The organism is Ferrovibrio sp. (genome assembly GCF_965278975.1).
Classification (GTDB): domain Bacteria; phylum Pseudomonadota; class Alphaproteobacteria; order Ferrovibrionales; family Ferrovibrionaceae; genus Ferrovibrio.
Map to the genome: position 1 here is coordinate 2254531 of NZ_OZ257126.1, position 21737 is coordinate 2276267.

Consider the following 21737-nt stretch of genomic DNA (forward strand, 5'->3'; position numbering starts at 1 on the left):
AATGCGTGCCTTCCGCTTCGATGCGCCTGAACTTCCTACCGATACCGCCGCGCTGCGCCAGCGCCTGCGCGCCTTCCTGGCAGAGCAGCGCGATGCCGGCCTGTTCAAGCCGAACCGCAATAGCTGGATCAGCTTCAATGCCGAATTCAGCCGCCGCGCCGGCAAGGCGGGTTTCATCGGTATCACCTGGCCGAAGGAATTCGGCGGCCATGCGCTCACCAACCTGCACCGCTATGTGGTGACGGAAGAAATGCTGGCCCATGGCGCGCCCTGCGGCGCGCATTGGATTGCCGACCGCCAGTCGGGGCCGCAAATCCTGCGCCACGGCAGCGAGCGGATGAAAAAGCTGCTGCTGCCCGGCATCGCCTCGGGCGAATGCTATTTCGGCATCGGCATGAGCGAGCCCGATACCGGCTCAGACCTTGCCAGTGTGCGCAGCCGCGCCACGAAAACGGAAGGCGGCTGGCTGATCAATGGCGCCAAGATCTGGACCTCCAATGCGCATCATGCGCATTACCTGATCGTGCTGGTGCGCACGGCGCAGGCGGGCGAGAACCGCCATATCGGCTTGACGCAGTTCATCGTCGACATGCAATCGCCCGGCATCACGGTGCGGCCGATCCGCAATCTTGCCGGCGTGCAGGAATTCAACGAAGTGGTGTTCCGCGATTGCTTCGTGCCGGATAATGCCATGCTCGGCGGCGAAGGCATGGGCTGGAGCATGGTCACTGCCGAGCTGGCTTTCGAGCGATCCGGCCCCGACCGTTTCCTCTCCGACTACCGCCTGCTGGCGGAACTGATCAACAAGGTGGGGCCTGAGCCCGATGCACGGCAATCGGTGGAAGTCGGCCGTCTGGTTGCCCATGCCGCTGCCTTGCGGCGCATGTCGGTTTCCATCGCCGGACTGCTGGAGAAGGGGCATAACCCGGCCACCGAAGCGGCTCTGGTGAAAGAAGTTGGCACCACGTTCGAGCGCGAAATCCCCGAGGTGGCACGCAAGCTGGTGCCGGTGGAACCGAGCTTCGATGAACCGGGGGAGGAATTCAGCGAAGCATTGGCGTATGTGCTGCTGAATGCACCCTCCTTCACCTTGCGCGGCGGCACGCGCGAAATCCTGCGCGGCATGATCGCCCGTGGTCTTGGCCTGCGTTGAGGGAGGCGGCAATGAGCGACGCTAACGAACTTTCCGCTATCCTGATCGAGCAGGCCGGCCGCCTGCTGCAGCAATATGCCACCAAGGAAGCCCTGCTTGCCGCCGATCAGGGCGAATGGCAGGCCGGACTGTGGCGCGAGGTGGACCGCGCGGGTCTACCGCTGGCCATGGTAAGCGAGGAGGCTGGTGGCGTCGGGCTGCCGGCAGCGGATGCCCTGGCGCTGGTGCGGTTGGCCGGCTATCACGCCCTGCCGCTGCCCCTGCCAGAACATATGTTGGCAGCCAGGCTTTGGGCCGAGGCCGGCGGTGAAGTGCCCGAAGGCGTCATCACCCTGGCGCCGGAAATGCTGCATCTCGCCAATGGCCACATCCAGGGTAATGCCAGGCGTGTGCCTTGGGGCGCGGCGGCGGATCATGTGCTGCTGCTGTTGCGCGATACGACCGGTGCGCTGCATCTGGCCCTGCTGCCGAAAGGCGGGGCCAAGGCGGAGGCGCGCCGCAATGTCGCCTATGAGCCGCGCGATACGCTTCTCTGCGATGGCCTGGCCGTGCAGACTCTGCCGGCGCCGGCAGGAATCACGGCGGATGGCCTGCTGCCGCTGGGCGCCCTGCTGCGGGCGCAGCAGATGGTCGGCGCCATGGAGCGCAGCCTGGATCATGGCCTCGATTATGCCAATGAGCGCGTGCAGTTTGGCCGCGCCATCGGCAAGTTCCAGGCGGTGCAGCATATGCTGGCCGTTGCCGCCGGCCATCTCGCGGCTGCCACGGCAGCGGCTGACCTAGCTGTGGAGGCTTATGGTGGCGAAGGCTTTGCTTTCGCCGTGGCGGTAGCCAAGGCACGGGTTGGCGAGGCGGCAGGCGAAGTGGCGGCGATCATCCATCAGGTGCATGGCGCCATGGGTTTCACCCAGGAGCATCCGCTGCATTTCTCTACTCGCCGGCTGTGGTCCTGGCGCGATGAATTCGGCAATGAAACGCTGTGGCAGCAGCGGCTCGGCGAACTGGTCTGCGGCCAGGGCGGCGAGGCGTTCTGGCCGCTGCTGACCGGTACTTAGAGTTCGGCACTTAAGCCCGGCGCTTCAGCTTCTTTACCTGCCCGTGGCGGAAGCAGTCGGTGGTGTGGTCGTTCACCATGCCCACCGCCTGCATGAAGGCATAGACGATGGTGGGTCCGACAAAGGTGAAGCCCTGCTTCTTCAGGGCCTTCGACATCGCCTGGCTTTCCGGGCTTTCCACCGGCACTTCGCGCAGGTGGGTCCAGGTATTCTGCTTCGGCTTGCCGCCGACGAAATCCCACAGGTATTCCGAGAAACTGCCGTGCTGTTCCTGGATCGCCAGCCAGCCGCGCGCGTTCAGCACGCTGCCGTCGATCTTGGCGCGGTTGCGCACGATGCCTTCATCCTGCATCAGGCGGTCGAGCTTGCGGCGGTCATAGCGCGCGATCTTTTCCGGCTCGAAGCCATCGAAGGCGCGGCGGAAATTGTCACGCTTGCGCAGAATGGTGATCCACGACAGGCCAGCCTGGAAGCCATCCAGGATCAGCTTCTCGAATAGCGCGCGGTCATCCCATTCCGGCACGCCCCATTCGGTATCGTGATACTGCACATAAAGCGGATCATGGCCGGGCCAGCCGCAGCGGCATTTGCCGTCGTCGTGAATCAGGCTGGTGCGCTTGTCTTCAGGTCCGGCCGGCATCTCGGCATTCCCGCGGGCTTATTGTTTCGGCGCGGCATAATCCGGGAGCCTGGCGGTCAGTGCAATACCTTCGCAGGTCAGTGGTTGGCCGCCTGCCGCGGCCTTCGCCACCGCTTCCAGCCGCAGCAAAGCCAGGCCATGATTGCCGAGGCTGGTGCGCAGTTCGCCGGCCTCCTGGCCATCCAGCAGCACTAGGCTGCCGCGTGCCGGTAAAGCCGTTTCGGCCTGCACCTGAAAAAGCTGCTTCTTCACCAGGCCGCGATACTTGGTGCGCGCGGTGAGTTCCTGGCCGACATAGCAGCCCTTGTTGAAATCGACGCCGTTGAGTGCCTCGAAATGGTTCTCCAGCAGCAGGCCCTTGTCGCGCTCTATATCGCGCGTGCCGTCCGGCACCCCGAGTTGCAAGCGCAGCGCCTCGTATGCAGCCATCTCCCCCGGGACTCCCGGCGGCGGCACGCCTTCCGGCAGCCACAGGCGCTGGCCCAGCCCGGCAAGGCGCGGGTCGGTGAAGGCGAAGCCTTCCGCCGGGATCGCCATATCAGGCCCGGCATTGAGCAGGGCATAGCCGCGCCAGCCGGCTTGCGGCGCGATCTCCACCTTGGCGCGCAGGCGGTACATTTTCAGCTTTTTTTCCAGTTCCGGCGCGGTGGCGGCCTCGGTATCCAGCCACACGGCGCCCTGCCATTCGGCCAGCAGCAATTCGAACAGGAACTTGCCCTGGGGTGAGAGCAGGGCGGCGAAAAGCGGTGCCTCCGGCCCCAAATGCCGGGCATCGTTGGAAATCAGCCCGTTGAGGAAATCCTTGGCCTCGGGGCCGTCCAGCCGCAGCAGGGCGCGGTCTGGCAGCGGGATATGGGTTAACGGGATCATGGCGTTAACAGGTATGGGAGCGGCCCCGGCTTGGCAAGCCGGGGCGGGCCTTTTATAACCGCCCGGCCATGCGCATTCTGTTCATCACCTCCAATCGCCTGGGCGACGCCATCCTTTCCACCGGCCTGCTCGCCGGCATTGTGGAGCGCGACCCCTTGGCAAAGATCACCGTTGCCTGCGGCCCTGCCGCCGCCGGCCTGTTTCAGACCTCGGCGATGCCGAATCTGGAACGGCTGATCGTGGTGGAAAAGAAGCCCTGGGCGCGACATTGGTGGGAGCTGTGGAAGCAGGTCGCCACCACCCGCTGGAGCATGGTGATCGATCTGCGTGGCTCCGGCCTGTCGCAATTCCTGATGGCCTATCGCCGCCGCGTGTTCCATGGCTCCGGTTCCAGTGTGCACCGGGTGATCGTGCTCTCCCAGCTGCTGCGCCTGCCGCCCACCGCGCCGCGCATCTGGATCGGCGAAGCCAACCACAAGCGCGCCGCCAAACTGTGGGATGGCAAGCAGCCGGTGCTGGCTATCGGCCCTACTGCCAATTGGGGCGGCAAGATGTGGCCGGGCGAGCGCTTCGCCGACCTGGCGCAGCGCCTCACCGCCCCGGATGGCATCCTGCCCGGCGCCCGCATCGCGGTATTCGGTGGCCCGGGTGAGGAAGCCCTGGCCAAGCCGGCGCTGGACCTGCTGCCGCCGGACCGCGCCCTGAATTTCATCGGAAAGCTCGATCTGCTCGATCTTGCCGCCGCCTTGCAGCGTTGTGCCATGTATATCGGCAACGACAGCGGCCTGATGCATCTCTCGGCGGCGGTCGGCACGCCCACGGTCGGCCTGTTCGGCCCGAGCAAGGAATCGGTTTATGGTCCCTGGGGCCAGAAGACGGCGGCGGTGCGCACCGATCTCAGCTATGATGAGATCGTGAGCGCCCCCGGTTATGACTACCGCAAGCATGACAGCCATATGCTGACCCTCAGTGTCGACAAGGCGCAGCGCGCCGCCGAGACGCTGTGGCGCTATTGCCAGGATGACGACGATTGAGCATGAAACTCTCCGCCCTCGTCGTTGCCCATAATGAGGAAGCACAGCTTGGCGATTGCCTTGCCAGGCTTGGCTTCGCCGACGAGATCGTTGTGGTGCTGGACCGCTGCACGGATCGCTCGAAGGAGATCGCGCTGGCCGCCGGCGCGCGCATCCTGGAAGGTGCCTGGCCGCTGGAAGGGCCGCGCCGCAATGCCGGCATTGCCCTGTGCAGCGGTGACTGGACCGTGGAAGTGGATGCCGATGAGCGTGTCTCGCCGGCTTTGGCCGAGGAAATCCGCAACACCATCCAATCGGCGGCGCCAGGCTATTTCCTGATCCCGTTCGACAATTACATCGGTGGCCGGCTGGTGCGCTATGGCTGGGGCGCGGCCTGGGGCGTCTCGGCGGCACCCCGGCTGTTCTCGCGCGGCGCCAAGAGCTGGGGCAGCCAGCGCGTGCATCCGGCCCTCGATCTCAAGGGCGAGAAGCGCAGTCTGAACACGCCCATGGAGCATTATGTCGATACCGACATTTCCGACATGCTGCGCCGGCTTGACCGCTACACCACATCGCGCGCCGCGGATCTGCGCGAAAGCGGCAATATCGGCGAATTCTGGCCCAATGTGCGGCGCATCTTCTCGCGCTTCTGGAAATGCTATGTCGCGCGCAAGGGTTACCGCGAAGGGCAATACGGCTTCCTGATCGCGCTGATGGCCGGGCTTTATCCGATCCTCAGCTATCTCAAGGCCAGCCTGGAGAAGCCGGAATAATGCGCCTGCTGCAGGTCATGGCGGGGGCAAGACAGGGCGGCGCCGAGACCTATTTTGTCAATCTGGCAATCGCTTTCCAGGCCGCCGGCATCGCACAGGACGTCGTCATCCGCCGCCATGCCGAACGCGCGGCGCAATTGCGCCAGGGTGGCATCGAACCAGTGGAACTGAAATTCGGCGGCGCGCTGGATCTCATCACGCCATGGCAATTGCGCGGGCTGGCCAGGCGGCAGCGGCCCGATATCGTGATGACTTGGATGAGCCGTGCTTCCGAGAAGATGCCGCGCGGGCCTTATCCCATCGTTGCCCGCCTCGGCGGCTATTACGATCTGAAGCATTACCGCAAGGCCGATTGGCTGGTGGCCAACACGCCCGATATCGCGCGCCATTGTGTCGAGGCGGGTTTCCGCGCCGACCGCGTGCGCGCGATTGCCAATTATGGCCGCTTCGATCCGGCGCCGCCGCAGTTGCGCGCCGAACTCGATACACCGGCCAACGCACCGCTGCTGCTGGCCATGGGCCGGCTGCACAAGAATAAGGCTTTTGACGTGCTGCTGCGCGCGCTGGCCGATCTGCCGCAAGCCTATCTCTGGCTCGCCGGCGAGGGCGAGGAGCGGGCTGCACTCCAGGCCTTGGCCGAGAGTCTGGGTGTCGCGCGCCGCGTGCGCTTTCTCGGCTGGCGCAACGACCGCGAGGCGCTGGCGGCGGCCTGCGATGTCTATGTCGTTCCGTCGCGGCATGAACCGTTCGGCAATGTGATTCTGGATGCCTGGGGCGCAGGCAAGCCGCTGGTTGCTTCCGCTTCGCAAGGCCCGAAGCAATATGTGGTGGAAGGTGAAAGCGGCATCCTGGTGCCGGTGGAAGATCACCGCGCCCTGGCCGCCGCGATCCGCGAGGTGCTGAGCCTGCCGGAACTGGCGCAGAAGCTCGGCATCGCCGGCAAGCTGCAATTCGCCCGCGACCATAGCGAGGCGGCGGTGGTTGCTACCTGGCAGCGTTTCTTCGAGGAAGTGCAGGCATGTGCGGCATTGCCGGGCTGATGCGCGCCGATGGCGCGGCGCCGGATGCGGCCCTGCTGGCCCGCATGCTGCGAGCCGTCGGCCATCGCGGCCCCGATGGTGAAGGCAGCCATATCAATGGTTCGGTGGCTCTGGGCCAGGCGCGGCTGGCGATCATCGATCTTGAAGGCGGCAAACAGCCGCTGTTCGGTGCCGAGGGCCTGGCCCTGGTCGCCAATGGCGAAATCTACAATTACCGCGAACTCTACGCGCTGCTGCCGGGCGTGAATTTCGCTACCGGCTCTGATTGCGAGCCGCCGCTGCACCTCTATCACCGTCAGGGCAAGAGCTTTGTGGAGCATCTGCGCGGCATGTATGCCATCGCGCTGCATGATCCGCGCGATGACTCGCTGCTGCTGGCGCGCGATCCCTTCGGCATCAAGCCGCTCTATTACGCCGAAGCCCAGGGCCATCTGCTGTTCGCCTCCGAACCACAGGCGATCATCGCTTCCGGCCTGATCGCGCCGCGCCTGGTGGCGGCGAAGCGCGATGAATTGCTGCAATTGCAGTTCACGACGGGCGCTGACACGATCTTCCAGGGTATTCACCGCCTGCTGCCGGGCGAGATGGTGATCTGTCGTCAGGGCCGCGTCGTCGAGCGGCTGCGGCGGGTGGCCCCTGTAGCCGCGGCCACGCCACGCAGCGAGGCGGAAGCCCTGGCCGAACTGGATCGCCTGTTGCAGGAAAGCGTCGATCTGCATCAGCGCGCCGATGTACCCTATGGGCTGTTTCTTTCCGGCGGCATCGATTCCTCGGCCCTGCTGGCGATGATGGCGCGGCTCAATCCGCGCCCGGTGCTGGCTTATTCGCTGGGCTTTCCCGATAGCGGCCTGCATGACGAACGCGATCTGGCCGCTACGCTGGCGCGCAAGGTCGGCGCCGAGCATCGCAGCGTCGATTTCACGGCGGCCGATTTCTGGTCTTTGCTGCCGCGCGTGGCGGAAGCGATGGACGATCCCGCCGCCGATTACGCCTGCCTGCCGACTTTCAAGCTGGCGCAGTTCGCCGCCCGCGAGGTGAAAGTGGTGCTTTCGGGTGAGGGCGGCGACGAAATCTTCGGTGGCTATGGTCGCTACCGTTCGGCGATGCGGCTACTGTTCGCCAAGCCGCTGCGGCGCAAGGGCGCGCTGGATGGCCTGGATCTCTTCCGCGTGCCGCCGGCGAAATGGCGCAGCGGCTATGGCATTGCTGAGCGCGAGACGCGCCTAGTGGAGGAGACCAAGCTGCAGGCAGCGCAGCGCCTCGATATCGCCGATTGGCTGCCGAACGATCTGCTGACCAAGCTGGATCGCTGCCTGATGCGCAATGCGCTGGAAGGCCGCACGCCGTTCCTCGATTGCGGCGCGGTGGATGCGGTGGGCTTGAGCGCGTTCGGTTTCGGCCTCAATGACGGCCTCAAGATCCGCGATGGCCTGGGCAAGCATCTGCTGCGCCGCTGGCTCAGCCAACATCTGCCCGAGGCCGAGCCGTTTTCGCGCAAGCGAGGCTTCACCGTACCTGTCGGGCAATGGATCGCAGCCCAAGGCGCACGCGTGGCGCCACTGATCGCACGGCAACCGGGCATCGCCGAGGCGTTTAAGCCGGAAGCCGTGACGCAGCTTTTTGCGGCCGGCGCCGAACGCAACGGCTTTGCCGCCTGGGCATTGCTGTTCTATGCGCTATGGCACCAGCATCATATCCTCGGCCATAAAGCCGAGGGTGACACCTTCGATTTGCTCGCCGTGCGCTAAAAGATCAGTGCAGGCTGAACGATTCGCTCGCGGCCCGGATTTCCGCCGGCTTCACCAGCTCCGACGACACCACCCGCACCGAATAGAGCTTACCCTCCAGGCTGGCTTCCCAGAAATTGAGGAACTTGCGCAGGCCGGGGAATTTCGGCGCCAGATCGTATTCCTGCCACACATAGCTTTGCAGTAGGCTGGGATGATCGGGCATGCGGTAGAGGATTTCCGCCGTGGTCAGCCGGTAATGCAGCAGGCGTTCCAGACGTTCGGCACCAGACAAAACGGTCATTCTGCCTCCTTGCTTGGTCAAGCTGAGGCCGAAATCCGATCGCCGGCTTTGAGGCAACCGAAACCCGGCACCCATGCGTTAAGCCTGCCGGACAGTCTGGTTGCACTGCAATAAAAATGTCTTAAGGCCACAAAGAATGGCACTCGGGATTCATGGCTGCTAACAGCCGGCTTAAATGCGTCATACCCGCTTGCGCGGGTCTGACGCATTTAAGGGAGCGGCCTACCCGCGCCCGACGAACGGCATCTTGGTCGCCATCACGGTCATGAACTGCACATTGGCATCCAGCGGCATGTTGGCGATATGCACGATGGATTCGGCGACGTGGCGCACATCCATGCGCGGCTCCACCATCATGGTGCCGTTGGCCTGCGGCACGCCCTTGGTCATGCGCTCGGTCATCTCTGTGGCGGCGTTGCCGATGTCGATCTGGCTGCAGGCGATGTTGTGGGCGCGGCCATCCAGCGAGGTGGATTTGGTGAGGCCGCTGATGGCGTGCTTGGTGGCAGTGTAGGGCGCCGAGAACGGGCGCGGTGCATAGGCCGAAATCGAGCCGTTGTTGATGATGCGGCCGCCCTGCGGTTCCTGTGCCTTCATGATGCGCATGGCTTCCTGGGTGCAGAGGAACGGGCCAGTGAGATTGGTATCCACCACGGCCTTCCACTGCTCGAAGCTCAATTCGTCCATCGGCACGGCGGGAGCGCCAATGCCGGCATTGTTGAACAGCACGTCCAGCCGGCCGAAGGTGGCCTTCAGCTTGGCGAACAGGCCCTTCACCGAATCTGGGTTGCCGACATCGGTGACGACGCCGATGGCCTTGACGCCAAATGCCTCACATTCCCTGGCCGCCGCATCCAGCAGTTCCAGCCGGCGCCCGGCCAGCACGATATCGTAGCCGGCCTTGGCGAGTGCCAGGGCCGAGGCCTTGCCGATGCCGGCGGTGGCGCCGGTGACGAGAGCGACTTTGCGGGGAGCGGACATGCGGGTTTCCTCCGATTGTGTTTGTATCCCGTTGGTTACTTTGGCCCCGCGCCTCGGGCGAGGCAAGGGCCGGCAGGGCTTCAGGCCGGGCGCTTGGCAACGAGCTGGTTGCCGTAGAAGCTCATCACCATCTCGCCGCGCTGGTTCTCCACCCAGTATTTCAGTTTCACGATGCCGCGATCCGGCTTCGAGTTGGATTCGCGCTTTTCCTCCACGCTGGCCTTGCCATAGAGCGTGTCGCCCGGCCGCACCGGCTTGTACCAGCGCAGTTCATCCAGGCCCGGCGAACCCATGCTGCCTTTGCCGAGCAGGCCGGCCTGCATCAGCATGCGGAAGCCCAGCGCGCCGGTCTGCCAGCCGGAAGCGATCAGGCCGCCATAGATCGATTTGCCGGCCACCTCCTTGTCGAGATGGAAGGGCTGCGGATCGTAGCGGTAGGCGAAGTCGAGAATGTCGGCTTCCGAAACGGTGACGCCATTGGCCTGGATCACCTCGCCGGTATCATAATCCTCGTAGTAACGGTCACTGCGGCTCATAAGCTCTGACTCCTGAAAAACCCCTGCACATCCTCAACGAAAATATCCGGCTGCTCCATGGCGACGAAATGCCCGCCGCGCGGCATCACGCGGTGCTGCACCACATTGTAGCCGCGCTCCAGCCAGCCCGGCGGCGAGGGCGGCACCAGATCCCAGGGCGGCAGCAGGAAGGCCGTCGGTGGTGCCACGAACTGGCCCGGCTTCAGCGCCAGATCGCCGTTCTGCACGGCGGCCCAGTAGAGCCAGGTGGCGGTAGCGGCCGTGTCGGTCAGCCAGTAAAGCGCGATGGTTGCCAGCATGTCATCCATGCTGAACGGCGGCTCGCTTGCGGCCGCGCCGCGCGGGTGGCCGTGGAATTTCTCCACGATCCAGGCCGCCAGTCCCGCCGGACTGTCGGAAAGGCCAAAGCCCAGCGTGTTCGGCTTCGTGCTCTGGATGGCGAAATAGCCGGCCTCGGTGCTCTGGCGTTTTTTCACCGCCGCCGCCCAGGTTTTCTCGGCTTCGTTCAAGGGTGCGGTGATCGGCGGGCGCAGCGGCACCATGTTGAGATGCATTGCCGCCACGGCTTCAGGGAAATCCGCGCCGAGCCAGGAGGAAACGATCGAGCCCCAATCGCCGGCCTGCACGAAGAAGCGCGGGATGCCCAGCGCCCTGGTCATCAGGCCATGCCACAAAGCAGCGATCTGGCGCGGGCTGATCGGCCTGTTGAGCGGGATCGAGAAGCCATAGCCCGGCAGACTCGGGCAGATCACCGTGAAGGCATCCTTGGCCTTGCCGCCGAAGCGTTCCGGCTGGGTCAGCCGGTCCAGGATATGGATGAACTCGAATACCGAACCCGGCCAGCCATGGGTGAGCAGCAAAGGCCGCGCCGTCGGGTGGCTGCTGCGGGCGATCAGGAAATGCACGGTCTGCGGCGTGCCATCATCGGGGCGCGGTAGGCTGACGCGGTAATTCTCATACCGGTTCAACCGGGCTTCCCATTGCCGCCAGTCGAAGCCATCGCGCCAGTATTCCAGGATGCGTGCCATATAGGCGCGGCTGGCGCCGTACTGCCAACTGGAATCGGCTGGCTGCACTGGCAGGCGGGTGCGGCCCAGGCGCTGGCGCAGATCATCAAGATCCGCTTCCGGCACGGCGATGGTGAAGGGCTGCGGCTTATAGGTTTCGAGCGTTTCCATGGGTCTGAGCAAGCCACAGAACGGTGGGACTGTCACGCCCCGGAACCTTCAGGGGCAGATGCTGCCGCCGCGCGCGTAGCAATCCAGCCGGCTCTCAACGCGGTCGCGCTCGCGGCGGCCCCGGTCGGCTTCGTCGTTCAGGCAGTCGATATAGCGGTCCATGCGCCGGCGGTAATCATTCACCTCGGCGCGGCAATAGGCCACGGCCTGATTATCCGCCGTGCTGCCCAGGCGCTCCAGGCAGCCCGGCGGGCGCGGCGGCGTTGAGCAGCGCGAGGGCTGCGCCAGGGCGGCCCCGGTCAGAATGGTGCCGGCAAACAGCAGCAGCGGCAGACTCAGCAGGATGGCGCGCAGGTTCAATCTTCCAATCCCTCGATGGCGAGGGCGGCGAAAGTAGCCAGCCAATGCTCGCCGCCATATTCGCCGCTTTCCAGGAAGGGCAGGCTGGCGGCTTCGTGGCTGTCGGCCAGGCCCATCAGCACGCCATGGGCGGAATGCCCGGCTGAAAGCGTGGCGGCGATGCCGCGCAGGCACCAGGCGCGCGAAAGATTGAGGCCATCAAGGTGCACGCCCTTGGCGTCATTGCGATCAGCGACGATGGCCGGCTGATACGGCCCGGCGCCACCATTGTGATAGCCCGGCAGGTAATGTCCGAACCAGGCGGCGAATTCCGGCGGCTGCATGATGCGGCTCATCAACAGCGCGCTGACCAGGCCGCCGGAGAGGAAGTCGTCGCCATTCGGTTCGTAATGGCCGGGGTAATCGACATCCTGGCCGTAATAGCGCCGCGCTACCTGCTCGATCAGCGTCACCATGGCCGGCTTGTCGATCACGCGGGCGAAATGCAGCGCCAGCAGCAGGCCGAAAGCGGTGTTGAAATGGGTGCCGACGCGGATCGGGTAGGTCAGCTTCGCCAGATAGGACGGAAACTGGTCCAGGATCACAGTCTCCAGCGGCTTCAGCACATCGCGCCATTCCGCTGCCTGTGGGTCGTCCCACTGGGCCAGTTCGGCACTCAGCGCCAGCAGCCAGCCCCAGCCATAGGGACGCTGCCAGGTGCCACGGCCCGGCGCGGAGAAATAATCCGCTTCGCCAATACCGGCGGCGATGGTGAAGAAGCGCGGATAGAGCGCGCGGGCTTCCGCTGCCCCGGCCATCTCTGGATGGCGGCGCAGGCAGCGCGTCAGCAGCCACCAGCCGTGCACGCAGGAATGCCAGTCATAACTGCCCCAGAAGATCGGGTGCAGTTCGCGGGGCGGCCGCATGTCGGCATCATTATGGGCGAAATGCGCCAGGCTGTTGGGGTATTCGCGCCCCAGATTGCGCAGCGGCAGGGCGGCGAAACGCCCGGCCTGGATAGCGGAAAGGCGGGATTGTGTCATGCCGTCAGCATTGCACAAGCCAGTCTTGCCACAAAGGAAACTCGTGGCTGCCTGGCTTGGCAATGCGATGGAACAGCCCCGCCTGGGTTACTTGCCGTGGCAGTATTTGTACTTCTTGCCCGAGCCGCAGGGGCAGAGCGAGTTGCGCGGCGTGGCGCGCCAGGTATTCGGATCATTGGGATCCACCTGGGCTGATGCCTGCACCGGACGCGCCGCAAGTGTCGGCTGAGTATCGCCGCCGCCCTCCAGTGCCTCGCCACGGCCTTCCTGCATCTGTTGTGTGGGGCGCGCGAACAGATCGGCCGGCGGTTCCTCGGCGCGCACTTCTACGCGCGCCAGCACGGCGGTGACATTCTCGCGCACCCGCAGCAGCATCTGCTGGAACAGCGCGAAAGCCTCGCGCTTGTATTCGTTCAGCGGATCCTTCTGGGCATAGGCGCGCAGACCGATAGCCTGGCGCAGATAATCCAGGTGATGCAGATGCTCCTTCCAGGCCTGATCCAGCACCTGCAGCAGCAGGCTGCGCTCGATCATGCGCATCAGGTCGGGGCCGAAATTCGCTGCCTTCTCCGCCATCTTGCGGTCGGCGGCATCCTGCAGGCGCTCATGGATCTCGGTATCGGCGATGCCTTCTTCCTTGGCCCATTCCTGGATCGGCAGCTCAAGGCCGAAAACGCGGCGCACTTCTTCCTCAAGTCCGGCGGCATCCCACTGCTCGGCATAAGCCTTCTCGGGGATATGGCGCGTCACCAGGGTCTCGACGATCTCGCGGCGCATGTCGGCGATGGTATCGGCGACATTGTCGGTGCTCATCAGCTCGATGCGCTGCTCGTAGACCACCTTGCGCTGGTCGTTCATCACATCGTCGAACTTCAGCAGGTTCTTGCGGATATCGTAGTTCCGCGCTTCCACCTTCTGCTGCGCCTTTTCCAGCGCCTTGTTGATCCAGGGATGGGTGATCGCCTCGCCATCCTTCAGGCCCAGCTTCTGCAGCATGCCATCCATGCGCTCGGAGCCGAAGATGCGCAGCAGGTCGTCTTCCAGGCTGAGGAAGAAGCGCGAGGCGCCGGGATCGCCCTGGCGGCCGGAACGACCGCGCAGCTGATTGTCGATGCGGCGGCTTTCATGGCGCTCGGTGCCGACGACGCAAAGGCCGCCTGCGGCCAATACCTTTTCCTTCTCGGCCGCCACTTCGGCGCGGATCGCTGCCACCTTGGCCTCAAGTGCCGCGCCTTCCAGGCCCTCAGTCTCGGCCTTGATGCGCATTTCGGCATTGCCGCCAAGCTGGATGTCGGTGCCGCGGCCCGCCATGTTGGTGGCGATGGTGACGGCGCCAAGCCGGCCGGCCTGGGCGACGATGCCGGCTTCCTGCTCGTGGAAGCGGGCATTCAGCACCGCATGCTGCACGCCCTTCTGCTTCAGCAGGTCTGAGAGATGTTCCGATTTCTCGATCGACACCGTGCCGACCAGCACCGGCTGGCCCTTGGCGCGACATTCGGCGATCACCGTGGCGATGGCTTCATACTTCTCGCGCGCGGTGCGGTAGACTTCGTCATCGTTGTCGATGCGCTTCACATCGACATTGGTGGGGATTTCCACCACTTCGAGATTATAGATATCGGTGAATTCCGCCGCCTCGGTCGCCGCCGTGCCGGTCATGCCGGCCAGCTTCGGATACATGCGGAAATAATTCTGGAAGGTGATCGAGGCCAGGGTCTGGTTCTCGGTCTGGACTTCAACGCCTTCCTTGGCTTCCAGCGCCTGGTGCAGGCCATCAGAATAGCGGCGGCCTTCCATCATGCGGCCGGTGAATTCGTCGATGATCACCACCTTGCCGTTCTTCACGATGTAATCCACATCGCGGGTGAACAGCTTGTGGGCGCGCAAAGCCTGGTTGGCGTGGTGCACCACGGCGATGTTGTCGATGTCGTAAAGGTCGGTATCGGGCTTGATCAGATCGGCGCCGCGCAGCAGCTGCTCGATATGCTCGGTGCCGGCCTCGGTGAAATTCACCGTGCGCTGCTTCTCGTCCTTCTCGAAATCCTCCGGCACCAGGTTCGGGATCAGCACATTGACCTTCACATAGAGGTCGGTGGTGTCTTCCGAGGGGCCGGAAATGATCAGCGGCGTGCGCGCTTCGTCGACCAGGATGCTGTCCACTTCGTCGACAATGGCGAAGCTGAACGGGCGTTGCACCATGGCTTCGCGCTGGAACTTCATGTTGTCGCGCAGATAGTCGAAGCCGTATTCGTTGTTGGTGCCGTAGGTCACGTCGCAGGCATAGGCGGCACGGCGTTCCTCGTCATCCTTGCCATGCACGATGGTGCCGGTGGTGAGGCCGAGGAAGCCATAGACGCGGCCCATCCATTCGGCATCGCGCTGTGCCAGGTAATCGTTCACGGTGACGACATGCACGCCCTTGGCCGGGAGCGCGTTCAGATACACCGCCAGCGTCGCCACCAGGGTCTTGCCTTCGCCGGTCTTCATTTCGGCGATCTTGCCGGAATGCAGCACCATGCCGCCGATCAGCTGCACATCATAATGGCGCTGGCCGAGCACGCGTTTCGCCGCTTCGCGCACCACCGCGAAGGCTTCCACCAGCAGGTCATCCAGGTCGCTGCCCTGTTCCAGGCGGCTGCGGAATTCGGCGGTCTTGGCCTTCAGCTGGTCGTCCGTCAGGGCGGCCATCTGCGGTTCCAGCGCGTTGATCGCCTGCACCTTCTTGGTGAAGCCGCGCACCGCGCGGTCATTGGCCGAACCGAACAATTTCTTGGCGAGCGCGCCGAACATGCCGTACCTCTGATTGTCGGCTGGGGTTTGGGCGCCGCTACCGGCGCCCGGGGCCGGAAAAGGGCCCGGGTGACAGATAAGGGGCGGGGGGCGCTCTGTCAACGCAAGCGGGCGCAAAAGCTGGGCTTTCAGGGCCTTGGCAGCCATGTTGACCCGCACCGTATCAAGGGGTTACATCGCTTTCCCCGGCAAGGAGTAAACCCGTGATCGATCCCGTCGCGCTCGCCCAAGACCTGATCCGCTGCCCCAGCGTCACCCCCGCCGACCTTGGCGCATTGGGCGTGCTGGAAGCGGCCCTCAAACCCCTGGGCTTCGAGTGCCACCGGCTGAAATTCACCGCACCCGGCACCCCGGATGTGGATAACCTTTATGCCCGCCTTGGTGCGGGCGGCCGGAATTTCTGTTTCGCCGGCCATACCGATGTGGTGCCGGTGGGCGACCGCCAGGGTTGGACCGTCGATCCCTTCGGCGCTGAGATCATCGACGGCCAGCTCTATGGCCGTGGCGCCACCGACATGAAAAGCGCCATTGCCGCCTTCGCCGCCGCCAGCCAACGCTTCCTGGCCGAGCGTGGCCCCGGTTTCGACGGCTCGATCAGCTTCCTGATCACCGGCGACGAGGAAGGCCCGGCCATCAATGGCACCGATAAAGTATTGAAATGGCTGAAAGATCGCGGCGAGGAGCTGTCCGCCTGCGTGGTCGGCGAGCCGACCAACCCGCTGCGCCTGGGCGAAATGATGAAAATCGGCCGGCGCGGCTCGCTCACCGCCCGCATTGCCGTCAATGGCATCCAGGGCCATGTCGGCTATCCGCATCTGGCCGATAACCCGGTGCCGCGCCTGCTCGATATCCTCCAGGCGCTGAAAACCCGCCGGCTTGATACCGGCAACGCGCATTTCGAGCCGAGTAACCTGGAGATCGTCACCATCGATGTCGGCAATGCCGCCACCAACGTGATCCCGGCCCAGGCCCGCGCGGTGCTGAATATCCGCTACAACACCGAGCAGAACTCCGCCGGCCTGAAGGCCTGGATCGAGACTTGTTGCGGCCTGGGCGGCGAGGGACGAGTGGAAATTGCCTTCGAGGATGGCGCGCGGCCCTTTCTCACCCAGCCCGGCCCCTTCGTGCAGGCGATGGCGGAAGCCGTGGCGGAAGGCACCGGCCGGCAGCCGGAGCTCTCCACCACCGGCGGCACGTCCGACGCGCGCTTCATCCAGGCATATTGCCCGGTGGTGGAATTCGGCCTGGTCGGCCAGACCATGCACAAGGTGGACGAGCGTGCCGGCGTGGCGGATATCCGTGCGCTGACGGATGTCTATCTCGGCATGCTGCGGCGCTATTTCGCCTGAAGGTCAATCTGCCAAAATGTAACGGTTGCACAACCCGACTGTCGCTGCTCGCAGTGGCATGCTTGCGGTTGGCGCGCCGTCGAGGCACGTTAACAACGTGGCGAATCGCCCGCTGATTCGGTGCGCCGGCGTCTGGCAGTAAGCCTTTCCCGCCGCTTCAAGCCAACTGGACCTGTCATGGACGATCATCTTCGCCGCCGCCTGTTCGATATGCTCGAACGCGATACCCAGGCCCGCCAGCGGGCCGCCATTCAGGGTGGGCTGTTCGAGGGCTATAACGACGCCCTGCGTGATGTCTACAACGCCAATGCGCGCGAACTGGCCGAGATCGTCGACCAGGGCGGCTGGCCCGACAAGTATCGCGTCGGCGAGGATGGCGCCACGGTCGCCTTCCTGGTGGTGCAGCATGCCATTGGCCTGCCGAACTTCATGCGTGCCTGCCTCGAACTGATCGAGGAAGCCGCCGAACGCGGCGCGGTGCCGCGCTGGCATGTCGCTTTCCTCATGGACCGCATCTGCGTCATGGAAGGCAAGCCACAGGTCTATGGCTCGCAATTCGATTGGGATGCCGCCGGCGAGGTCAATCCGCTGCCGATCGAAGCGCCGGAAACCGTCGATCAGCGCCGCAAGGCGATCGATCTGGTGCCGATGGCCGATGCCATCGTCATCGAGCGCAAGGAAAAGGCCGCGCGTGGCGAAATGCCGCCAAGCAACTGGGCGAAGCGCCAGACGGAATTCGATGCCTGGGCGCAGGCGGTTGGCTGGCGCTGAGCGCCAGAAAGCAGATGGCGGCTGGCGCTGAGCGCCAGTAAAGCAAGATGAGCGGCTGGCGCTAGTAATCCACGGCCATGAAGTAGAGGCCATCGGGCGGCGCGGTCGGTCCGGCGGCACGCCGGTCGCGGGCCGCCAATGCTGCGCTCACGTCGTCTGCATGCCACTTGCCTTCGCCCACCAGCTTCAGCGTGCCGGCCATATTGCGCATCTGGTGATGCAGGAAGCTGCGGGAACGGCCATGGATGTGGATTTCCGGCCCCATCCGTTCGACGCGCAGTTCCTCCAGCGTCTTGAGCGGCGATTTCGCCTGACATTCGCTGGCGCGGAAGCTGGTGAAATCGTGATGCCCGACCAGGCGCTGCGCCGCCGCATGCATTGCTTCGGCATCGAGTTTTACCGGCACATGCCATACCAGCCCGGCCTCGATGGTCGGCGGCGGATGCCGTGTCAGGATGCGGTAGAGATAATGCCGCTGTTTCGCATGCAGGCGGGCGTTGAAATCACTTGCAGCATACTCGATATGCAGCACGCTCACCGGCTCCAGCCGCAGATGAAAATTCATGCCGGTGAGCAGCCGCGCCGGTGTGAAATCTTTCGGCAGATCGACATGCGCCACCTGGCCGCGCGCATGTACGCCGGCATCGGTGCGGCCGGCGGCAAAAACCTGCGGCGTCTCGGCATTGCCCAGCATGGCGGCAAGGGCTTCCTCCACCGCCTGCTGCACCGAGCGGCCCGAATCCTGGCGCTGCCAGCCGACATAGGGGCCGCCATGATATTCCAGCGTGAGCCTGTAGCGCGGCATCAGCCGAGCCGCGTGCCGGCGGGCAGCGGGCGGCCGTTGAGAAACGCCGCGATGTCCATGGCCGGCTTGCCCGGTCGCTGCAACCGCAGCAGGCGCAGCGCGCCGTCTGCGCAGGCAATCAGGCCCCTATCGTCCAAAGCCGTGCCTGGTGTGCCTTTTCCTGGCGCCGGCTCGGCAACCAGCACTTTCAGCCGCTCGCCTTCCAGTTCCGTGAAGCTGCCGGGGCCGGGATTGAGGGCGCGGATCATGCGGTCGAGTTCGGCGGCGGGCTTTGTCCAGTCGAGCCGGCCTTCATCGCTTTTCAGCTTGGCGGCATAGGTCACGCCCTCGGCGGCCTGCGGCACGGGCTGCATTTCGCCGCGCGCATGGGCATGCAGGGCGCGCAGCATCAGCGGCGCGCCGGCAGCGGCCAGGGCATCATGCAGCTCGGTCACGGTCATGCGCGGGCCGATCGGCACCACCACGCGATCCAGTACCGGGCCGGTATCCAGGCCAATATCCATCTTCATGGCGCAGACGCCGGTTTGTGCATCCCCGGCCATCAGCGCGCGCTGGATCGGTGCGGCGCCGCGCCAGCGCGGCAGCAGCGAGGCATGCAGGTTGAAGCAGCCCAAGCGCGGCGCTTCCAGGATCGGCTGCGGCAGCAGCAGGCCATAGGCCACCACCACCGCCGCATCGGTGTTCAGGCCTGCGAATTCCGCCTGGGCTTCCGGCGTTTTCAGGCTGGTGGGATGGCGCACGGTCAGGCCCTGGCTCTCGGCGAAAGCCTGCACCGGCGATGGCGTCAGCTTGTAGCCACGGCCGGCTGGGCGCGGCGGCTGGGTGTAGACGGCGGCGATCTCGTCGCCGGCTTCAAGGAAGGCGCGCAGCACCGGCACGGCAAAATCCGGCGTGCCCATGAAAACCAGGCGCAATTTCGCCATGGTCAGGCCTCGGCCTTGAGCCGCTTCGTCTTTACCAGCTTGCGCAGGATCATGTTGCGCTTCAGTGCCGAGATGTGATCGACGAACAGGATGCCTTCGAGATGGTCCATCTCATGCTGCAGGCAGATTGCCAGCAGCCCGGTGGCATGCAGTTCGCGCTTCTCGCCATTGTAATCCAGATAGTCGATCTTCACTTCGGCCGGGCGCACCACTTCTGCATAATGCTCCGGCAGCGACAGGCAGCCCTCTTCATAGGACTGATCGTCATCCGACACCCAGGTCACTTCCGGGTTGATGATGTAAAGCGGCTGCTTGTCCTCGTCCTCGCGCGATACGTCGATCACCAGCATGCGCTTGGCAATGCCGACCTGGATCGCCGCCAGGCCGATGCCGGGCGCGGCATACATGGTCTCCAGCATGTCGTCGAGGGTACGGCGAATCTCGTCGTCCACCGTTTCAACCGGCGTGGAAATCTGGGTCAGCACCGGGTCTGGTGCCACAAGGATGGGTAACAGGGCCATGGCAGGGAAATAAGGGCCGGGCTGGCGGTCCGTCAAGCCCGCTGCTATGGATTAGAGCATGGATAACCCCCTGATTCTCGCGATTCCGCTGTTGCTGCTCATCCTGGGCGGTATCGTGCTGCTCTACCTGCGCGGCAATGGCAGTCAGGCGCCTGATGCCCTGGGTCCGCTCCAGGCCCGGCTGGAACAGGCCCTGGCCGACCGCGCCGCCGCCGAGGAAAAATCCCGCCTGCTCGGGCTTGAGGTGGAAAAGGCGGTCGCCGCCCGCGATGCCGCCCTGGCCGCCAAGGAACTGGAACTCGGCCGCCGCGTCGAGGCCGAGCGCGATGCCGCCCTGGCGCGGCAGAAGCTGATGGATTTCGAGCAGCTGAAAGCGCAGATGACCGAGGCCGCCAAGGCCGCCACGCTGGAAAGCGGCAAGCAGCTTTCCGGGCAGTTGCTGGAGCAGCATAAGCGCGAGGCGGAAGTCGCCAAGCAGCAGCAGGAAGTGGCGATCAAGCAGACCACGGAGGCGCTGACCCAGCGGCTCGAACAGGTGAGCGCCGGCCAGGCCGCCAGCGCGGCGCAGTTGAGCCAGACCCAGATCACGGTGGCGACCATCCACCGCGCCATCTCGCATCCCGGCGGCGCCGGGCGCATGGCGGAAATCGGCCTGGAGAATCTGCTGAAATCCTTCGGCCTCGAACCCGGTGTCGATTTCGTGGTGCAGTATCACGCGGCAGCGGATGGCGAGCGCGGCGCGCTGCGTCCCGATGCCGTGGTCTACCTGCCCGGCGATGCCGCGCTGGTGATCGATTCCAAGGCATCCAAGACATTGCTCGATCTCGCCGAGGCCGAAACCGAAGCGGCGGCGGAGGATGCCCTGGTGCGGCTGGCGCAGCGCATGAACCAGCATCTGCGCGCGCTCAGCGGCAAGGATTACGGCAAGGCGGTGCTCGATACCTACAAGACGCTCGGGCGTGGCGGCACGCTTGGCCGCAGCATCATCGCCATGGCGTTGCCAAACGATGCCGCTGTCGAAAAGCTGCGCCAGGCCGATCCGGCGCTGGAGCGGCTGGCGGCGGAAAAAGATATCGTCATTGCCGGGCCTTCGGCGCTGGCCGCCATCGTCAGCATGGCGCGGATGAACATCTATGCCGGCAGGCAATCAGAAAACCAGGAACAGATCGTCGAGGCTGTGCGCCTCCTGATCGATGGCCTGGTGACGGCGCTTGGCGCGGCCGAGAAATCCGCCAAGGGTTTCGCCACCGCCGCCGAGCAGCTTGAAGCCTTCACCCGCTCGGTGAATTCGCGCCTGCTGCCGCGCGTGCGCAAACTGGCGCAGCTTGGCATCCGGCCAAGCAAGCAGCCGCCGCAGGCGCTGCCCGGCGTACAGGTGACGGTGCAGCAGGGCGATGCCATCGATGCCGAAGCCGAGGAAGTGCTGCCGGCGCGGATAGGAAAAGTCGAATGAGTGAAGCTGACGCCATCATCGCCGCGCTGGGCCTGCAGCCGCACCCGGAAGGCGGCCATTTCGCTGAAACCTTCCGCGATGCTGCGGGTAGCAATGGCCGCAGCCATGGCACGGCGATCTATTTCCTGCTGAAGCGCGGCGAGCGGTCCCATTGGCACCGCGTCGATGCCGCCGAGATCTGGCATGTCTATGCCGGTGCGCCGCTCAGGCTCGGCATTGCCGCGCCGGGCGAGAAGGCGAAATGGCTATCGCTCGGCAGTGATATCCTCGCCGGCCAGCGGCCCCAGGCGGTGGTGCCGGCGGGCCATTGGCAGGCGGCGGAAACCAGCGGCGATTATACGCTGGTCGGCTGCACCGTAGCGCCGGGCTTTGACTTCAAGGGCTTTGAACTGGCGCCGCCCGGCTGGGAGCCGTGAATTTTCCCGTCATTCTCGCGCAAGCGAGAAACCCATTTGTCTTTGGCTGAATGGGAT

General features: G+C 64.8%; 22 protein-coding genes. 10 read left to right on the forward strand and 12 right to left on the reverse strand.

Annotated features, from left to right (window positions below):
* Position 1: 1 nt before the first annotated feature.
* Together ACQY7X_RS10860 and ACQY7X_RS10865 are read left to right on the forward strand one after the other, a co-directional pair.
* Positions 2-1153 carry an acyl-CoA dehydrogenase family protein gene (locus ACQY7X_RS10860; RefSeq protein ID WP_428249934.1) on the forward strand — a complete coding sequence of 384 codons (1152 nt, stop codon included), beginning with the start codon at positions 2-4 and terminating at the stop codon, positions 1151-1153.
* Between the two features lie 11 nt (positions 1154-1164).
* A complete protein-coding gene (locus tag ACQY7X_RS10865; protein ID WP_428249935.1) occupies positions 1165-2208 on the forward strand; it encodes an acyl-CoA dehydrogenase family protein in 1044 nt (347 codons plus the stop codon).
* 10 nt (positions 2209-2218) lie between these two features.
* Here ACQY7X_RS10865 and ACQY7X_RS10870 read toward each other — a convergent pair whose 3' ends face one another.
* Positions 2219-2848: a DNA-3-methyladenine glycosylase I gene (locus ACQY7X_RS10870; RefSeq protein WP_428249936.1), complete on the reverse strand. Its 630-nt coding sequence runs from the start codon at positions 2846-2848 to the stop codon at positions 2219-2221.
* Positions 2849-2866: 18 nt separating this feature from the next.
* On the reverse strand, positions 2867-3718 hold the full coding sequence (locus ACQY7X_RS10875; RefSeq protein ID WP_428249937.1) for a YgfZ/GcvT domain-containing protein: 852 nt from the start codon (positions 3716-3718) through the stop codon (positions 2867-2869).
* Between the two features lie 68 nt (positions 3719-3786).
* Here ACQY7X_RS10875 and ACQY7X_RS10880 point away from each other — a divergent pair, with 68 nt between their 5' ends.
* Genes ACQY7X_RS10880 through asnB form a run of 4 tightly spaced genes read left to right on the forward strand, consistent with a single transcriptional unit; the run spans position 3787 to position 8292 of the window.
* Positions 3787-4752, forward strand: a complete 966-nt coding sequence (locus ACQY7X_RS10880) for a glycosyltransferase family 9 protein (protein ID WP_428249938.1) — start codon at positions 3787-3789, stop codon at positions 4750-4752.
* Positions 4753-4754: 2 nt separating this feature from the next.
* Positions 4755-5504 (forward strand): glycosyltransferase family 2 protein, encoded by a 750-nt coding sequence (locus tag ACQY7X_RS10885; protein ID WP_428249939.1) that lies wholly within the window; start codon positions 4755-4757, stop codon positions 5502-5504.
* Positions 5504-6544, forward strand: a complete 1041-nt coding sequence (locus tag ACQY7X_RS10890) for a glycosyltransferase (protein WP_428249940.1) — start codon at positions 5504-5506, stop codon at positions 6542-6544. The genes ACQY7X_RS10885 and ACQY7X_RS10890 overlap by 1 nt, the downstream gene beginning before the upstream one ends.
* The gene (gene asnB / locus ACQY7X_RS10895; protein ID WP_428249941.1) at positions 6523-8292 is read left to right on the forward strand and encodes an asparagine synthase (glutamine-hydrolyzing); all 1770 of its coding nucleotides are present in this window, start codon (positions 6523-6525) and stop codon (positions 8290-8292) included. Before ACQY7X_RS10890 ends, asnB begins: the two co-directional genes overlap by 22 nt.
* A 4-nt stretch (positions 8293-8296) precedes the next feature.
* Here asnB and ACQY7X_RS10900 read toward each other — a convergent pair whose 3' ends face one another.
* The 7 genes from ACQY7X_RS10900 to secA all read right to left on the reverse strand — a co-directional run bounded on the left by ACQY7X_RS10900 (position 8297) and on the right by secA (position 15442).
* Positions 8297-8575: an usg protein gene (locus ACQY7X_RS10900; RefSeq protein WP_428249942.1), complete on the reverse strand. Its 279-nt coding sequence runs from the start codon at positions 8573-8575 to the stop codon at positions 8297-8299.
* 222 nt (positions 8576-8797) lie between these two features.
* Positions 8798-9556 (reverse strand): SDR family oxidoreductase, encoded by a 759-nt coding sequence (locus ACQY7X_RS10905; RefSeq protein WP_428249943.1) that lies wholly within the window; start codon positions 9554-9556, stop codon positions 8798-8800.
* 80 nt (positions 9557-9636) lie between these two features.
* Positions 9637-10092 (reverse strand): MaoC family dehydratase, encoded by a 456-nt coding sequence (locus tag ACQY7X_RS10910; protein WP_428249944.1) that lies wholly within the window; start codon positions 10090-10092, stop codon positions 9637-9639.
* Positions 10089-11270 (reverse strand): epoxide hydrolase family protein, encoded by a 1182-nt coding sequence (locus tag ACQY7X_RS10915; RefSeq protein ID WP_428249945.1) that lies wholly within the window; start codon positions 11268-11270, stop codon positions 10089-10091. The genes ACQY7X_RS10910 and ACQY7X_RS10915 overlap by 4 nt, the downstream gene beginning before the upstream one ends.
* Positions 11271-11318: 48 nt before the next feature.
* Positions 11319-11630: a hypothetical protein gene (locus ACQY7X_RS10920; protein WP_428249946.1), complete on the reverse strand. Its 312-nt coding sequence runs from the start codon at positions 11628-11630 to the stop codon at positions 11319-11321.
* Entirely contained in the window at positions 11627-12652 is a 1026-nt protein-coding gene (locus ACQY7X_RS10925; protein WP_428249947.1) for a DUF2891 domain-containing protein, read from the reverse strand. Before ACQY7X_RS10925 ends, ACQY7X_RS10920 begins: the two co-directional genes overlap by 4 nt.
* An 87-nt stretch (positions 12653-12739) precedes the next feature.
* Positions 12740-15442: a preprotein translocase subunit SecA gene (gene secA, locus ACQY7X_RS10930; RefSeq protein ID WP_428249948.1), complete on the reverse strand. Its 2703-nt coding sequence runs from the start codon at positions 15440-15442 to the stop codon at positions 12740-12742.
* Between the two features lie 203 nt (positions 15443-15645).
* Here secA and dapE point away from each other — a divergent pair, with 203 nt between their 5' ends.
* Positions 15646-16791, forward strand: a complete 1146-nt coding sequence (gene dapE, locus ACQY7X_RS10935; RefSeq protein ID WP_428249949.1) for a succinyl-diaminopimelate desuccinylase — start codon at positions 15646-15648, stop codon at positions 16789-16791.
* Positions 16792-16968: 177 nt separating this feature from the next.
* Positions 16969-17562 (forward strand): DUF6624 domain-containing protein, encoded by a 594-nt coding sequence (locus ACQY7X_RS10940; protein ID WP_428249950.1) that lies wholly within the window; start codon positions 16969-16971, stop codon positions 17560-17562.
* Positions 17563-17623: 61 nt separating this feature from the next.
* On the opposite strand, the gene truA is transcribed toward ACQY7X_RS10940, so the two are convergent.
* The 3 genes from truA to def are packed head-to-tail and all read right to left on the reverse strand — an operon-like array spanning position 17624 to position 19811.
* Positions 17624-18367, reverse strand: coding sequence for a tRNA pseudouridine(38-40) synthase TruA (gene truA, locus ACQY7X_RS10945; protein WP_428249951.1), 744 nt, complete (start codon positions 18365-18367; stop codon positions 17624-17626).
* Positions 18367-19290, reverse strand: a complete 924-nt coding sequence (gene fmt / locus ACQY7X_RS10950) for a methionyl-tRNA formyltransferase (RefSeq protein ID WP_428249952.1) — start codon at positions 19288-19290, stop codon at positions 18367-18369. Before fmt ends, truA begins: the two co-directional genes overlap by 1 nt.
* A gap of 2 nt (positions 19291-19292) precedes the next feature.
* On the reverse strand, positions 19293-19811 hold the full coding sequence (def, locus tag ACQY7X_RS10955; protein ID WP_428249953.1) for a peptide deformylase: 519 nt from the start codon (positions 19809-19811) through the stop codon (positions 19293-19295).
* A gap of 58 nt (positions 19812-19869) precedes the next feature.
* On the opposite strand from def, the gene rmuC reads away from it, so the two are divergent.
* Entirely contained in the window at positions 19870-21264 is a 1395-nt protein-coding gene (gene rmuC / locus ACQY7X_RS10960) for a DNA recombination protein RmuC (RefSeq protein ID WP_428249954.1), read from the forward strand.
* Positions 21261-21680, forward strand: coding sequence for a cupin domain-containing protein (locus tag ACQY7X_RS10965; protein ID WP_428249955.1), 420 nt, complete (start codon positions 21261-21263; stop codon positions 21678-21680). Before rmuC ends, ACQY7X_RS10965 begins: the two co-directional genes overlap by 4 nt.
* Positions 21681-21737 lie beyond the last annotated feature (57 nt).

Excerpts from the sequence above, each read along its gene's own strand:
- ACQY7X_RS10860 (WP_428249934.1), top strand. The coding sequence starts at position 2 with ATGCGTGCCTTCCGCTTCGATGCGCCTGAACTTCCTACCGATACCGCC.
- ACQY7X_RS10865 (WP_428249935.1), top strand. The coding sequence starts at position 1,165 with ATGAGCGACGCTAACGAACTTTCCGCTATCCTGATCGAGCAGGCCGGC.
- ACQY7X_RS10870 (WP_428249936.1), bottom strand. The coding sequence starts at position 2,848 with ATGCCGGCCGGACCTGAAGACAAGCGCACCAGCCTGATTCACGACGAC.
- ACQY7X_RS10875 (WP_428249937.1), bottom strand. The coding sequence starts at position 3,718 with ATGATCCCGTTAACCCATATCCCGCTGCCAGACCGCGCCCTGCTGCGG.
- ACQY7X_RS10880 (WP_428249938.1), top strand. The coding sequence starts at position 3,787 with ATGCGCATTCTGTTCATCACCTCCAATCGCCTGGGCGACGCCATCCTT.
- ACQY7X_RS10885 (WP_428249939.1), top strand. The coding sequence starts at position 4,755 with ATGAAACTCTCCGCCCTCGTCGTTGCCCATAATGAGGAAGCACAGCTT.
- ACQY7X_RS10890 (WP_428249940.1), top strand. The coding sequence starts at position 5,504 with ATGCGCCTGCTGCAGGTCATGGCGGGGGCAAGACAGGGCGGCGCCGAG.
- asnB (WP_428249941.1), top strand. The coding sequence starts at position 6,523 with ATGTGCGGCATTGCCGGGCTGATGCGCGCCGATGGCGCGGCGCCGGAT.
- ACQY7X_RS10900 (WP_428249942.1), bottom strand. The coding sequence starts at position 8,575 with ATGACCGTTTTGTCTGGTGCCGAACGTCTGGAACGCCTGCTGCATTAC.
- ACQY7X_RS10905 (WP_428249943.1), bottom strand. The coding sequence starts at position 9,556 with ATGTCCGCTCCCCGCAAAGTCGCTCTCGTCACCGGCGCCACCGCCGGC.
- ACQY7X_RS10910 (WP_428249944.1), bottom strand. The coding sequence starts at position 10,092 with ATGAGCCGCAGTGACCGTTACTACGAGGATTATGATACCGGCGAGGTG.
- ACQY7X_RS10915 (WP_428249945.1), bottom strand. The coding sequence starts at position 11,270 with ATGGAAACGCTCGAAACCTATAAGCCGCAGCCCTTCACCATCGCCGTG.
- ACQY7X_RS10925 (WP_428249947.1), bottom strand. The coding sequence starts at position 12,652 with ATGACACAATCCCGCCTTTCCGCTATCCAGGCCGGGCGTTTCGCCGCC.
- secA (WP_428249948.1), bottom strand. The coding sequence starts at position 15,442 with ATGTTCGGCGCGCTCGCCAAGAAATTGTTCGGTTCGGCCAATGACCGC.
- ACQY7X_RS10940 (WP_428249950.1), top strand. The coding sequence starts at position 16,969 with ATGGACGATCATCTTCGCCGCCGCCTGTTCGATATGCTCGAACGCGAT.
- truA (WP_428249951.1), bottom strand. The coding sequence starts at position 18,367 with ATGCCGCGCTACAGGCTCACGCTGGAATATCATGGCGGCCCCTATGTC.
- fmt (WP_428249952.1), bottom strand. The coding sequence starts at position 19,290 with ATGGCGAAATTGCGCCTGGTTTTCATGGGCACGCCGGATTTTGCCGTG.
- def (WP_428249953.1), bottom strand. The coding sequence starts at position 19,811 with ATGGCCCTGTTACCCATCCTTGTGGCACCAGACCCGGTGCTGACCCAG.
- rmuC (WP_428249954.1), top strand. The coding sequence starts at position 19,870 with ATGGATAACCCCCTGATTCTCGCGATTCCGCTGTTGCTGCTCATCCTG.
- ACQY7X_RS10965 (WP_428249955.1), top strand. The coding sequence starts at position 21,261 with ATGAGTGAAGCTGACGCCATCATCGCCGCGCTGGGCCTGCAGCCGCAC.